The organism is Photobacterium sp. DNB23_23_1 (genome assembly GCF_052873815.1).
Genome location: NZ_JBNNXT010000006.1, coordinates 95442 through 110683 on the forward strand (window position 1 = coordinate 95442; position 15242 = coordinate 110683).

The following is a 15242-nucleotide window of genomic DNA, read 5'->3' on the forward strand; positions in this document are numbered from 1 at the left end:
CTTACTACGGTGCTAATCCCAAAATTAATAGTCTGCTTTTCGGATATAAATCCGGTATTGCGTTGCCTGAGGATGTCTGGCAACCGCTTGTAATGTCATTGTATCTTTACCGTGCAGCACAACCTGGCGCCATGGAGTATCGCTACCGCTAACCTCAAGGCCCTGAGCGTCATACCAATAAAAGCGGTATTGCAGGTTGAGATCAGAATCAATCTGGCTGGTCACCGGCACCCCTGCCTTCATCAGTCCGTTGACGTCAGAAATCCTGGCTTGTTCAATCGATAGGCGACTGGCCAAGTGAGAGTTGCCAATCACCACGCTTTGGTTACTGCTTTCAATGCTGATCCCGGAGGTTGTCGTGGAACAAGCGGCTAAGCCCAAAACCATCCCTAATACAAGTAATATTCTCATTAGTTATTCCCCAATAAGACTGACCAACCGGTCAGCTGATTTCCCTGGCGTGACACCCAAACCATGGTTGTTCTGCCTGCTTTTACATCAACATCTATCTGATGGCCATTCCAAGCAAGAGCATACTGCCCTGCCGCGATATCTTGCTGAGCAATTGCTACCGAGGCCGGCAAACTTTGCCAACTTCTAGTATCTGGCTGTTCAGTTAGGGTATTGAAAATATTGGTCAACACGTTGCCGATATCATCCCCTTTCCTCGCCGCAGTTTTGCGCACTTCGTTCTTGGCTGCGACTCGCAAAGCCTGTCGGAGCACAATCACGGGTAGATCTTCCTGTAAGCTGTAACGTGCCATCCCATCGACATTGGCGACGGTGCTGTCAACCAGCGGTTTGCCGTTGAGTTGCAATGGCGAATAAACTTTTTTGGACGGGTTTCCATAATAAGGCAACGCCAGATTGTAAATGACACCATCACCTCGGCTGTCTGTCAGCCAAATAGGCAAACGCCAGCCGTCTTTTGCCGATACCACACCTTGTTCGTCAAACACGACCACCCTGCCAGTACTGGCAGAAGGTGCTTGATATATGCCATATCGCGCTTGCAAAGATGGTAGGTCCTGATCCATACGCATACGTGTTGCCAAACGCAGTACTGTTTCGGCAACAAACGGGTTGTTTGGTGCCACGGCCAGTGCCCGCTTATAGTCGATGTATGCACTGTTCAGATCACCGTCGGCTTCGTACAACACCCCTGAGAGAAAAAACAAGTAGCCGTTCTGAATGTTGCCTAACTGACTACCAACATCCGGGTACCGAGCCAAAACGGCTCCAAGGTTTTGCTCCATCCCTTTGCGGCGTGCTTCTTTCGCTGCTTTGTTGAGTTCAGCTTCCCGCAGTCTTTTGGCAGCTTCTTGTACCTGATTAGCCCGTCGTACTTCGACCAAAGCACCACCAAGATCACGTTGTTGCAGGTAATTAAGCGCCAAATATAAATGCAAAAAACCCAGCTCATAGTCCGCAGGCTGGTAGGTGATCATATTGTCGTTGGTCAGTAACGAGCCAACCTGATTGAACCCTTCCGATATCTGGATACTGGCCTGGCGTTGCTGCTCTTTTACCGCATTGTCAGCAGACTGAAGTGCACCATAGCTTTGCGGATACTGGCCAGCGACAAAACCGACCCGCCCTTTTTCCATTCCATCAAGGATTTCACCTGCAGGCGCATCAGGCAATACGTCCAACGCTTGCTGGTACAAGCCCTGCTGCATTGCCTGATGGGTCTTGCTGTTTGCCGCACTATAATGACTAAATAAGCTCTGGGTCGACAGGTTCGCACAAGCGACCAACCCCAAAGACAGTACCGCAACAACGGCATGTTTCAACATCTTATAACTAACCCTAATAAAAAGCCTGAGTGCCCTTACCACCGGCAAAATCGCCGTAATACCAATCTGGATAAGTCGTTGATCAAGTATTTGCACTGGAAAAATCGTTGTTATCAAGGCAGATATTGCAGTCACTAGTGGCTCTAATTACAAAATATCTAACGCAGAGAACAGCGATTTTAACCAGCAAGACTGATCAAATATGTATGTGGGTTGGTATAAATACACGCACTCAGACTTCAACTTGGAACAGAAGTTCACGCGTCCTCAGTTAGCCCGCTGGCTAACCAAGTCTTGTGTTAACCCACAAGCATTGGCCCTAGCGGGCGACCGCCCAACAGGTGCATATGAATATGGTAAACCTCTTGGCCGCCATGTGGATTACAGTTCATGATCAAACGGTAACCGTCTTCAGCAATACCTTCCTGCTCTGCCAATTTACGGGCAACGGTAAACAGGCGCCCCATCATCAACTCGTCTTCTGCTTCCACATCATTGACGGTCGGTAGCAATTTATTAGGGATGATCAGTATGTGGCTTGGTGCACGCGGGTTAATATCGCGAAAAGCTGTCACTAAATCGTCCTGATACACAACATCAGCTGGGATTTCCTTGCGAATAATCTTACTGAAAATGGTCTCTTCAGCCATGTCTTGCTCCATATATCGTTATCGAATCTACACTTGCAGTATGCTCGACTAGATAAACAAGAGCAATATTGAACGTTGTTTTTAATCTTTTTTCCAGTGATTTTTTTCTATCCGTCACATTCACTTACTCCAAACACCTTTCGTCGTCCATCGAACGTAGCCTTGAACAAATACCAACAGGCTAGATAACAAAGTTATTTTTTGATGCAGCGGTCAAAGAATGTAAGAAGCGAAATCATTTACTATTTGGCACGAACATCAAGAACCATATCAAGGATTTATTACTCAACAGAGTCAATTTTGACGCATTTTAGGCTGCTTTTTTGCTTCCGAAAATTTAAGCGTCACATTTTGTACGAAGACCAAAACCATAACTCTAACTTCGTATTACATTGCCATAAGTAAGATCGGCTGTCGCTTGCTTGTATTTTTTTAGGGATATTATGAAGACAACGAAACAGACCTCCGTCATTCGACGTATGTATACCGGTATCGCCGTCATGGTCATGCTTTTTGCTGCCACACTGGTAATGATGCTCGACGGCACCAGTCGGATCCATCAACAACTCCAAATCGTCACCAACCAATCTTTACCCTTGGTATCATTGTCAAACCAAGTCAGTGTCAGGCTTTTAGCTGCCGATAAAATCTACAAGGATTATCTCACCAGCCAAGATCTGGCGCGAATGGATACTTATGCAAACCAATTCGGCCACGCTCACCAACAATTTCTCGATGCCTTTGAACAGCTCGAAAGTGCCGCGCAGGATAATATGGCTCTCAGCAGCCAGCTTGAAGCACTTATCGCGCTGGAAAATCGTTACTTTCGCGAAGCTCATACTGCGATGGACAATTACCGGACCCAACTGATTGCCCAAGCAGAGCGCCAGCAATCAGCCCGACGCTTCCAGCAGCTGCACGGTAGTCTCAATAGCAGGATGAAAGATTATGTTGACGATCAAGAAAGCATTTCGGTCAAAATGATCGCCAAGAACTATTTTGTCAAACTGCAGGAAACCGAAGTCGTCACTTCAGATGCACTGGCAACAGAAGATATAGATATCATTGATAAAGCGATGAAAAGTAACAGGCGTAATATCAATCACCTCAATAATGCCTACCGCTCACTGCTGGCAATGATGCCTGAGCTCAAACCGATATTTGATAAGCCAATAACTCAGTACACCCAGGATATTGGCCAATCCGGCGGTGTGCTTGATACACACTTCCAGTATATCGAAGCACGCAACCGCCTCTATGAGAATATTGCCATCCTTGCGAATGAAATAGACCAAGCGATGGAGTTGCTTGGTAGTTTCAGTGCTCAGGCGAGTACCCAAATGGATACCGCTATCACCAATGCAGACAGGACCTACAGTCAAGGTTACCGCAATGCGACCTTACTTGGGGTTGGTACCACCCTGTTTGCCCTGTTCATCGGATGGTATCTCGCACAAAGCGTTCGCAAACCGCTGAATGCAACATTATCGACCCTTGAAGCATTAGCAAAAGGTGATATGACCAAACGCAGCCAAGTGAACCAATTCGTTGAGTTCAGCAAACTGGGTAACTACATCAATACACTTGCCGACAACCTGCAAGAGATCCTCGGCAAGCTCAGCCAGGCTTCCAGTGATCTCACGGCTGTCGCTGAAGAAAACCAATCTACAACCACCAAGGCCAAGAATCGACTGCTTGAGCAACGCCAGCAGACGGCCTCTGTCGCCACTGCGATGACCGAGATGGAGCAGTCTGTCGCTGACGTTTCCCACAGCGCGCAGATCACCATGGAGCGCGTCCACGAGGTTGAGAAAGCATCAAGCACCGGCCGCGAAGTCATGAGCCGCAATATCAACACAACCCACCAGCTCTCTACGCGTTTGGATAAATCGGTTCACGCCGTCTCAGATCTACAGGTGATGAGCAGCAATATCGGCTCGATCCTCGATGTGATCCGTAATATCGCCGATCAAACCAATCTGCTAGCACTCAATGCCGCCATTGAAGCGGCACGAGCTGGTGAGCAAGGTCGAGGTTTTGCCGTGGTCGCTGACGAGGTGCGGGTACTGGCCAAGCGGACAACCGACTCAACATCAGAAATCGAGCAGATGATCCAGCGTCTACAGTCCAGCTCGGGACAAGCTGTCGAAGTCATGCAGAGCTGTGTCAGTGAAATGGATAACAGCATTACCCAAGCGTCAGATGCCAATAGCGCGATGGAAGAGATCCAAGCGATTATTCTCGAAATCAGCCAGATGAGCACCCAAATCGCCCAAGCAGCTGAAGAGCAGCACAGTACGACAGGGTCTATTGCCCGCTCATTGGAAGATATCAGCCATATAGCCGATTCAAACTACCGCTCCATGGAGGATGTTGCTGAAGCCAGTGGCAAGCTTGATCACCTAGCTCACCAGCAAAATGACCTAGTTCACCGTTTCAAGCTCTAGCATTTGCTTCTTAACTCAATAAAAAGCCCCCAATAATGGTTGTCCAACTATTGGGGGGCAGTTCAATCCCGCTGGCTTTTGATTCATCTGTATAGTCAAAAAAAACCGTTGAATTAACTATAGTAAGCAATCGTTTGCTCTTTTCTGCGTCAATTAATTCAATAGTTTGAAGATGCCGCTTTACAAGCTCCAGCTGAGGTTTTAGAATCGGTCGATTTTTTTTGGGAGGGAAGCAACAATGACGACTATTACGATTACACGTCCTGATGACTGGCACCTACATTTGCGGGATGGCGACGTGCTTAATGACACTGTTCGCGATACCAGCCGCTATATGGGTCGAGCCATCATCATGCCAAACTTGGTTCCGCCGGTAACCGATACTGAAGCAGCTCTTGCTTACCGAGATCGTATCCTTGCCGAAAAGCCTCAAGGCAATTTCTCTCCTCTCATGACCCTCTACCTCACCGACAACACCACGCCAGACGAAATTCGCAAAGCCAAAGCAACCGGACATATCTATGCCGCCAAGCTTTACCCTGCAGGTGCAACCACTAACTCCGATTCGGGTGTCACATCCATCGACAAATTAATACCGACGCTCGAAGCAATGCAGGAAGAAGGCATGCTTCTGCTGATCCACGGTGAAGTAACCACTCACGATGTCGATATCTTCGACCGCGAGAAGCAATTCCTCGATACAGTGCTGGGCCCTATCGTTAAACAGATGCCAAACCTAAAAATCGTGGTTGAACATATCACCACCAAAGATGCGGTAGAGTTTGTTAACAATGCAGGCCCTAATGTGGCTGCCACCATCACGGCACACCACCTGATGTTCAACCGTAACCATATGCTAGTCGGCGGGATCCGCCCGCACTTTTACTGCCTACCAATCCTTAAGCGCAATATCCATCAGCAGGCGCTGGTAGAAGCAGCCACTAGCGGTAGCCCGAAGTTCTTCCTAGGTACTGACTCGGCACCACACGCCCAAGAGCGCAAAGAATCGGCTTGTGGCTGTGCTGGCTCTTACACGGCGCATGCTGCCATCGAGTTATACACCGAAGTCTTCGAACAAGCAGGCGCATTAGACAAGCTGGAAGCATTTGCCAGCTTCAACGGTCCGGATTTCTATGGTCTTCCTCGCAACGCCGATACCATCACACTGACCAAAGAAAACTGGGCTGTACCTGAGACCATGTCTTTTGGTAACGATGTCGTGGTACCGATTCGCGCTGGCGAAGAAATGACGTGGACAGTAACGGCTTAACCTGCAGTCAGACAAAATAAGACAAGCAGGCTGTCGAAGACTCTTCAGCAAACAATCTGCTAAACAACAAAGGGGCGCATATTGCGCCCCTTTTGTTCATTCAACCTAGCTAAATCCTAATTGGATTTAGCTAGGTACTGGCTCCGGCGCTGCAGGGCTGGTACCCGGCAACGGCAAATGGTGGAACAGGCGATAAAGCACAGGCACCACGATTAGCGTCAGTACCGTAGCAAAGCCCAAGCCGAACATAATGGTCACCGCCATTGGTTTGAAAAACACATCCGGTAGCAATGGCACCATACCCAAAACGGTGGTAATGGCCGCCATGCACACCGGTCTGACACGACTCACAGCCGCATCTACAACCGCTTGGTATTTTTCCTTACCACTGGCTATCTCGATTTCGATTTGATCCAACAAGACGATTCCGTTTTTCACCAACATGCCTGATAAACTGAGGAAACCGAGCAAGGCCATAAAACCAAATGGTGTATTGAGCAACAGCAAGCCTGTCGTTACCCCAATGACTGCCAACGGTACTGTCGCCCAGACAATCAGGGCTTCCTTGACCTTGTTGAACAAGAAAATCGTGATCAAGAACATCACCAAATAGCCCATTGGCATGGTTTGGAACAGAGAGGCTTTCGCATCAGCCGATGACTCATACTCACCGCCCCACTCCAACGAATAACCTGGAGGATAATCCAACCCTTCAATCTTCGACTGGATGCGAGCCTGCACGGTTGCAGCAGTTTCGTCACCTAATGGATCAGGGTCAGCCATCACTGTAAGCATTCGCTTACGGTCTTTTCGTGCAATTAATGGGTCTTCCCAAATCACATTTGTGCCATTAATCACCTGCTGAAGAGGGATATATCCTTCCGTTGCCGGGCTCCAAATCTTCATCCCTTCAATAGTGCTGATATCCACTCGCTCTTCGTCAGGCAAACGAGCGACAATCGGCATCAAGTTCGTCCCGTCTCGGTAGATTCCGACAGTTAAACCAGAGAAGGACATCTGCAACAAATCATCGACATCTTTTTTGGTGATCCCGTAGCGACGGGCCTGACTTTCGTTAAAGATAGGTTCAATAACCTTATTACGCTCACGCCAGTCATGGCGGATATTAAATGCACCAGGATCAGCATTGAGAATATCCACAACCTGTTTGGCAAGGGTCCGTAGTACGGTAGGATCAGGTCCAACCAAGCGTGCCTCGATTTTCGAACCGGATGATGGGCCCAGCATGATCTGCTTGAGCTTATATTCAAGCTCAGGATGTTTCGTATCCAGCGTCTCCCCGATAGTCGCCATTACCGGCAACACATCTTCGAAGCTCTTAACCCGAATAACCAGCTCACCATAAGAAGAATAGCTCTTCTCTGGCGTATAAGTCAGCATGAAACGCTGTGAGCCCTTACCAGCACTGGTACTGACGTAATCGACCCGCTCATCCTGCGCCACAAAACCTTCCAGCTCTTTCAACGTCGCATTGGTAGCACGGATGTCAGTGCCTTCCGGTAACCAAACATCCACCATAAACATAGGTGTCGTCGATGACGGGAAAAAAGACTGCTTAAGCAAGGTAAAGCCATACAAACTCGCCCCTAGCATGGCAATCAGTACTATCACGGTCATCCACGCCCGGCGCATACAGAACTCAAGGAAGGTCTTATACCAAACAAAAAGCTTGCCGGCGTAAGGGTCGGCATCAGGGTCATCATTACCGGTCTTAACACTTTTGAAGAACAGGTCACTGAAAAACGGCGTCAGTGAGATTGCCGTAAACCAGCTCAGCATGAGTGAAACCAGCAAGACGGTAAACAACGTTCGACAGTACTCACCGGTTGAATCCTGAGATAAGCCAATCGGTGCAAACGCCATCACGGCAATCACCGTCGCGCCAAGCAGCGGCCATTTGGTTTGGGTCACTATATCTGAAGCCGCCTGCATCCGGGTTCGCCCCTTCTGCATGCCGATCAGCACCCCTTCGACCACCACTATCGCATTATCCACCAGCATACCCAGCGCAATAACCAGTGCCCCCAATGAGATCCGCTGCAAATCGATCGCCAGCCAACTCATAAAGACAAATGTGCCTAACACGGTCAGCAACAAGATCAAGCCAATCAACAGGCCAGAACGCAACCCCATAAAGAACAACAAGACAATGATTACAATCGCAACGGCTTGACCTAGGCTGATGACGAAGCCGCTGACCGATTTGTCGACCTCTGTCGGTTGACTGTACACCACCCCGATATCGATACCGACGGGCTGCTGCTCTTTGAGTTCACGTAGCCGTTGTTCAACCCGTTTTCCGACTTCAACAACATTGACCCCTTCAACAGCGGAAATCCCAACATGGAGTGCCTGCCGCCCGTTATAATTGATCAAGTTACTCGGGACATCTTGGAAATCCCGCTTTATTTCGGCGACATCTTTAAGGTAAATCAATCCTTCGGCGCCGCTATCTGTAATGATCAAATCACCCAGTTCATCGACATTCTGAAACTCACCGGTTGGATGGACGCGGATATATTCAGACCCGATACGCACCGCCCCTGCACTGGTGACAAGGTTCTGGGTCTCGAGCGTGCTGTAGATTGTTTGCGGCGAAATCCCCAAACTACTCAAGCGCTGCATCGATATTTCAATGAACACCTGTTCTTGCTGGGTACCGGTAACCGATACCTTACCGACACCATCCACCAGTTCAACTTCACGACGCAGATAATCAACATAATCGCTCAGCTCTTTGTAACTGTAGCCCTGACCTGTAACGGCCAGCAGCATACCGAACACATCGCCAAAATCATCCACCACCGAGGGCTCTTGCACGCCCGGCGGCAATGAAGGCTTGAGATCGTTGACCTTACGCCGCATTTCATCCCAGATTTGCGGAAGATCATCCGGTCCATAATTGTTTTTCATGGTGACGGTGATTTGAGAAAGACCGCGGCTGGAAACCGAATTGACTTCATCAACATAGATCAGCTGCTGGATCTCCTTTTCTATCGGATAAGTCACCTCTTCTTCAACCTGCAGAGGTGTCGCCCCTGGGTAAGCTGTGATCACCATAGCATCTTTAATCGTAAATGCCGGGTCTTCCAAACGCCCCAGCCCGAAGAAGGCCATGGTCCCGCCAATCAGGAAAATCAGTGTCAGCATCCAGCTGATCACTTTGTTGCGAATAAAATAAGCTGCAATATCCTGTTTCATAATCAGCCTGCCTCCTTGTCTACTATGGTGACCGACTGGCCTTCACGTAATCTGTTTGCCCCTTCGACAACAATATGCTCGCCTGTCTCTAGTCCCTCCAACAGGCGAACACCTTCTGGCACCACCTTATCAGTAACAACTTTGCGTTTGGTCACTGTGTTATCGTCGTTAACAACCCAGACGAATTTATTGTCCATCGCCAAATCATCACCATCCTCATTAAAGATGGCTTCAAGCGGTATGACCGCTTCTCCCTTAGGGTAAACTTTTAACTTTTGGGCATCCGCTTTCACCTCAACAGCCATTCCATCAAGAATAAAGCGATCTTTAGGCATCGGCATAGATAACGTAACAAGGAATGAGCCCAAATCAGGATCAGGCTCGGTGGTGAACTCTTTCAAATAGGCTTTAAATTCAGAGCCATCTTCAAGCAAGATTGTCGCTCCCGGTTGAGACTCCTGAACTTCCACCGCCGTGCTTTGCGAATAAATCAGATCTGGTGCCTGAATGATGATATCGACCTTGTCAGCAAGGTGCAGGTTCATCACTAACTGGCCTATCTGTACACTCTCAAACTGTTCAACGGGCACCCGTGAGATCACTCCTGAAAAAGGCGCTTTAAGTTCAGTAAAACCGAGGTTGAGCTTGGCATAATCCAAATTGGCTTTGGCGATCCGGCGCTGTGCTTTTAACTCATCAAATTGCGATTGCGGCAAAAAGCCTTGCTTGACCAGTTTGGCCGAACGACGGTATTGGCTATCAGACACATTGAACTTGGCTTGGGCATCATCTACTTCTAGCTTGTAATCTGTCGGGTCAATGCGGGCCAATAACTGGCCTTTTTTAACCTGATCGCCGGGGCGTACCCCGATAAAGCTCACTTCGCCTTGTACCCTAAATGACAAGCTCGATTTATCTGCTGCTGCCGCTACTGCCGGAAAGATCAACTGAGGCGCCGACTGCGCCATGTGCACTTCAGCAATGGCTACGGGTGCAACAACGGTGCGAGGCTCTACGGCTGCCTTTTCACAACCAGTAACGAGTGTCACTCCCAGCACTAAAGGTATTAGCGTTAACATCTTCATCCTACAGTCCCCGCTCCTTGACCCACTTACGCACTTTTTGTCCCTCTTGCAGCTCCTGTACGCCAGATGTCGCAATCAAGTCACCGTCGTTCAAGCCACTTAAAACCCTTCTTCTATCATCAAGCTGGACTGGCACCTTAGAGACAATCCCTTGGTCATCAACATGCCAAACAAACGTGCTTTCGCCTTCGGTCAAAATCGCTCGAGAAGGAATTGAACCACTGGCATTTAGCGGAATAATCACACGTACATGCCCAGCCATACCGGGTAGCAAGTTGAAGCCTTGTGGACGTTCCATAAATAGGGTGACTTTATAACTTGAGGTTTTCTCATCGGCTTCGGTATCGATTTCCTTAAACTCTGCCGAAAAAGTCTGGTCGGGAATAGTATCGAAGGTTACGGTGGGATCCCGCTCAAAGTCAGAATGGTGCTGGAAACGGGCAAGCAACTGATCCGGTAACTGGAAAGTCACGTTAATCAAACCGGCACTTTGAATGTGCATCACTGGTTGCTTAGCCGTAATATATTCGTAGTTTTCCACCAAAGAAAGTGACAACGTTCCATCATATGGCGCAACCAAGCTAGCATAATTGAGATTGGCTTTGGCTTTGTCTAAATCGGCCTTAGCCTGATTTAATTCAGCTTCCGAGCGGTCGAAGTCCAGTTCCGATACCACATTGGTTTTGAGTAACTCTTTGTCTCGTTTGTATTGTACATAGGCCAATTCATAATCGGCCATTGCCTGTTCAAGCTTAAGGCTTAGTTCATCGGTATTAAGATGAGCGAGGACCTGTCCCCGCTTGACAACATCACCAGGCTTGCCGTTGACCTTGTCTAATTGTCCGGATACTCGAAAAGCCAGTACGGCTTTATCTCCCGCTTCTACAACCGCGGGGAATGTCCGAAAACTTTCAGTATTGCCTACTGATACAGCCTCAAGCTTGACAGGCCTAGAGTCGGGTTCAGGAATGACGACTTCTTTGTCCCCACATCCTTGTACCAATAATGCTAGCAAGGCCGGGGCCCACATCACGCGTCCCATAAAATCCTCTGTATTTCTTCATTATTGTTGTATTTATTTATGATGCTAATCACGCAAAGCGCTACCACATAACACCAAAATGCTTGTTAATACTATAGCCCACATATCGCTACAAAAATTAAACAAACATCAGAAAAACAACAAAAAAACAGCTTATTAAACAAAGCAACGAAACTAACAGAGCGTTAGACGACAACGAGAGGCAAAAAACGAAATCAGCAGAAGTCAGAAAAAATCAGGTTAAGAAATCTAAATACAAACGATTCGTTGATTTTTTGAAGCAGGCTTAATACCAGTCTGGATAAGTAGTTGATCAGTATTTATGTCGGTTGGTATAGCTATTCTTGTATGACTCAATAGTGGACGTCATACGACCCAATAACACGGATAACAAAAAAGGAGCCTTTCGGCTCCTTATTAAATAGATGAAAATATGTGTACTAACCTTCTAGGGCTAAACTATTAACTTTCAAACTCTGCAATTTTCACTTTCCAGGTATCTGGACCAGTTTGGTGAGCATTTACCCCTTCAGCATCAACCGCAACCGTGACAGGCATATCTACGACGTCAAATTCGTAAATCGCTTCCATACCCAAATCTTCAAATGCGACCACGCGCGCCTGTTTGATTGCTTTAGCCACTAGGTAAGCGGCACCACCAACAGCCATCAGGTAAACCGCCTTGTGCTTCTTGATCGATTCGATTGCAGCAGGACCACGCTCAGCTTTACCGATCATGCCGGTAAGACCGGCTTGCTCAAGCATCATATCGGTAAACTTATCCATACGTGTCGATGTCGTAGGACCAGCAGGGCCGACAACCTCATCACCAACTGCATCAACAGGACCGACGTAGTAGATAAAGCGATTGTTGAAATCAACCGGGAAATCTTCACCCTTGGCCAACATATCCTGGATGCGCTTGTGTGCCGCATCACGACCGGTCAGGATTTTTCCTGATAGCAGTACGGTCTCGCCAGAGCGCCAATCTTGCACGTCTGCTTTGGTAATTTCATCAAGGTTAACACGGCGAACGTTGTCACCGACTTCCCATGTCACTTCAGGCCAATCTTCCAGCTTAGGTGGAGACAAATCAGCAGGACCCGTTCCATCTAACGTGAAATGTACATGGCGAGTCGCCGCACAGTTAGGGATCATACAAACAGGTTTAGAGGCTGCATGTGTTGGCGCTGTTTTGATTTTGACATCCAACACAGTTGTTAGACCGCCAAGGCCCTGTGCACCAATACCCAGCTTATTCACTCGGTTGTAAATATCCAGACGCAGCTCTTCCTCTGCATTCTGCGCACCACGCTCTTGCAGTTCGTGGATATCGATTGACTCCATTAGGGATTCTTTCGCCAATACCGCTGCTTTCTCAGCAGTACCACCGATACCAATACCCAGCATACCCGGAGGACACCAACCAGCTCCCATTAGAGGAACTGTTTTTTCAACCCACTCAGCCACATCATCTGACGGGTTTAACATCACCATCTTGGTTTTGTTTTCAGAGCCGCCCCCTTTGGCCGCCACTTGAATTTCAACTTTGTCGCCCGGAACCATATCAATATGCACAACAGCAGGCGCATTGTCTTTGGTGTTTTTTCGGCTACCGGCTGGATCGGCTACGACAGAGGCTCGTAGCGGATTTTCCGGATTGGTATACGCTTGGCGTACACCTTCATCAATCATTTCTTGTACAGTTAGATCGCTATCCCATTGTACATTCATACCAATTTTAACGAAGCAGGTCACAATACCGGTATCTTGACAGATTGGTCGGCGACCTTCAGCTGACATACGCGAGTTGATAAGGATCTGAGCAATCGCATCTTTCGCAGCTTGGCTCTGCTCTTTGTTATAAGCTTTTTCCAAAGCTTGAACAAAGTCGAGCGGATGGTAGTAAGAAATGTACTGCAGCGCATCGGCCACACTACTAATTACATCTTGTTTACGGATGACGGTCATATCTGCCCTCGTTGATTTTTTATCATTCCCTGGCGCCCGATTTTCTGCTTCCAGTGTAGGTTGTGATTCACATTCTCAGTAATGAAATGCAACCACACGGCCATGATCCTCATGGCATTTCTCCATTCAGCTTATTTAAGTGCTACTCACTAAAAATAATGCTTTCAGGACGTCCTTGGGCGTCGGATTAAATTCTGTGTTTATGATACTCTTGCGAATAATTTCGCGCCATGCGCCAGACGTACACCTGTCACAAAAAAGAAAATGATTTGTAAATCACATCCAGAACTGAGTATTGAACAACTCGAGTACCACAAAGACGCCTCGCTAACGTGGTTTGAATCGTTTGCGGGACTGCCGTGGGCTATGATATTACGCTCAGCAGCTTCGGATCATCCTGATAATCGATTCGACATATTAGTTGCTGATCCTTTGGCCACTTTAGAGACATATGGTGAAACAACCCGTATTACTTTTTCAAATAGTGATGAAAAAACGAGCAACGACGACCCATTCACTCTAATCCAAGCGATACAATCACAGTTAGCTCCATCGACAACCCCTTTGAAAGATGTCCCTTTTATCGGCGGTGCCATTGGCTTGTTCAGCTATGATTTAGGACGGCGAGTCGAAAAAATAGCAACCACAGCCCAGCATGATATTGCCACTGCAGACATGGCTGTGGGCATTTACGACTGGGCGCTTATTGCCGATCATCAAACCGAGCAGCTTTACCTCGTCTATCCGGAAGGCAGTGATCGCATGCAATGGCTGCAACAGCACCGCTTATCTGTAGAGCAAACAACCGCTGCGACGAATTCGCAACAGCCTGCTGCTTTTGCATTAACATCGCCATGGCAAGCCAACATGGATAAAGACGAATATTGCAACAAATTCGACCGTATCCAGCAGTATTTGCTGTCAGGGGATTGTTACCAAATCAATTTAACCCAGCGCTTTTCCGCCAGTTATCAGGGTGATGAATGGCAGGCGTATCGGTTACTGGAAGAGCGCAACGGAGCACCTTTTTCAGGTTTTCTCCGCACCAGTGACAGCGCCATCCTTTCTGTATCACCGGAAAGATTCCTTCAACATCGAGATGGTTATATTGAAACCAAGCCGATCAAAGGAACCCGACCACGGAACACAGACCCATCTGTTGATGAAGCTTTGGCAGACGACCTACGCTCTGCGGAAAAAGATCGCTCTGAAAACCTGATGATCGTCGATTTGCTGCGAAACGATATCGGCCGTGTTGCCAAACCGGGCTCAGTGAAAGTCCCGTCACTCTTCGATATCGAAAGCTTTCCTGCTGTCCACCACTTGGTAAGCACGGTGACTGGCAAGCTTGATCAGCAATATACAGCTACCGATCTGCTGCGAGCCTGCTTCCCAGGAGGTTCGATTACCGGGGCACCGAAAGTCAGGGCCATGGAGATCATTGAAGAGCTAGAACCAAATCGTCGAAGTGCTTACTGTGGCAGTATTGGCTATATCAGCCGTTGCGGACAGATGGATACCAGCATCACAATCCGCACCTTGGTTGCTAATGACCAGTTACTCCATGTCTGGGCTGGTGGTGGCATTGTTGCCGACAGCCAGGTCGATAGCGAGTACCAGGAAACACTCGACAAACTGAGCCGCATCCTGCCTGTACTCGAAAACTAGTCTGAGCAAAAAACACCGACTAAGAACAAAATAAAGACCAAGAAAAACACTGTGTTTGTCTTGGTCTTTTCGTTTTGGTTATCGGTGGGTT

Annotated in this window: 10 protein-coding genes; 3 read left to right on the forward strand and 7 right to left on the reverse strand. The window is 48.1% G+C overall.

The features are described from left to right. Window positions 1-24 precede the first annotated feature (24 nt). The 3 genes from ACVA53_RS05990 to hinT all read right to left on the reverse strand — a co-directional run bounded on the left by ACVA53_RS05990 (window position 25) and on the right by hinT (window position 2446). Window positions 25-411, reverse strand: a complete 387-nt coding sequence (locus ACVA53_RS05990) for a YcfL family protein (RefSeq protein ID WP_255040930.1) — start codon at window positions 409-411, stop codon at window positions 25-27. After that, on the reverse strand, window positions 411-1796 hold the full coding sequence (locus ACVA53_RS05995) for a COG3014 family protein (protein ID WP_255040931.1): 1386 nt from the start codon (window positions 1794-1796) through the stop codon (window positions 411-413). Before ACVA53_RS05995 ends, ACVA53_RS05990 begins: the two co-directional genes overlap by 1 nt. Window positions 1797-2095: 299 nt before the next feature. Continuing rightward, entirely contained in the window at window positions 2096-2446 is a 351-nt protein-coding gene (gene hinT, locus ACVA53_RS06000) for a purine nucleoside phosphoramidase (RefSeq protein ID WP_107348449.1), read from the reverse strand. A 443-nt stretch (window positions 2447-2889) separates the two neighbouring features. Here hinT and ACVA53_RS06005 point away from each other — a divergent pair, with 443 nt between their 5' ends. Both ACVA53_RS06005 and pyrC read left to right on the forward strand, forming a co-directional pair. After that, entirely contained in the window at window positions 2890-4893 is a 2004-nt protein-coding gene (locus tag ACVA53_RS06005) for a methyl-accepting chemotaxis protein (RefSeq protein WP_255040932.1), read from the forward strand. Between the two features lie 238 nt (window positions 4894-5131). After that, window positions 5132-6163 (forward strand): dihydroorotase, encoded by a 1032-nt coding sequence (gene pyrC, locus ACVA53_RS06010; protein WP_255040933.1) that lies wholly within the window; start codon window positions 5132-5134, stop codon window positions 6161-6163. 126 nt (window positions 6164-6289) lie between these two features. Here the strand turns inward: pyrC and ACVA53_RS06015 are convergent, their stop codons facing one another. The 4 genes from ACVA53_RS06015 to ACVA53_RS06030 all read right to left on the reverse strand — a co-directional run bounded on the left by ACVA53_RS06015 (window position 6290) and on the right by ACVA53_RS06030 (window position 13483). Beyond that, on the reverse strand, window positions 6290-9385 hold the full coding sequence (locus ACVA53_RS06015; RefSeq protein ID WP_446504705.1) for an efflux RND transporter permease subunit: 3096 nt from the start codon (window positions 9383-9385) through the stop codon (window positions 6290-6292). Window positions 9386-9387: 2 nt separating this feature from the next. Further along, window positions 9388-10470: an efflux RND transporter periplasmic adaptor subunit gene (locus ACVA53_RS06020; RefSeq protein WP_255040935.1), complete on the reverse strand. Its 1083-nt coding sequence runs from the start codon at window positions 10468-10470 to the stop codon at window positions 9388-9390. Between the two features lies 1 nt (window position 10471). Then, window positions 10472-11512 carry an efflux RND transporter periplasmic adaptor subunit gene (locus ACVA53_RS06025; RefSeq protein ID WP_255040936.1) on the reverse strand — a complete coding sequence of 347 codons (1041 nt, stop codon included), beginning with the start codon at window positions 11510-11512 and terminating at the stop codon, window positions 10472-10474. Window positions 11513-11974: 462 nt separating this feature from the next. Continuing rightward, window positions 11975-13483 (reverse strand): fumarate hydratase, encoded by a 1509-nt coding sequence (locus tag ACVA53_RS06030; RefSeq protein WP_446504706.1) that lies wholly within the window; start codon window positions 13481-13483, stop codon window positions 11975-11977. A gap of 264 nt (window positions 13484-13747) precedes the next feature. Between ACVA53_RS06030 and pabB the strand changes: the two genes are divergently transcribed. Further along, entirely contained in the window at window positions 13748-15151 is a 1404-nt protein-coding gene (pabB, locus tag ACVA53_RS06035) for an aminodeoxychorismate synthase component I (protein WP_446504707.1), read from the forward strand. Window positions 15152-15242 lie beyond the last annotated feature (91 nt).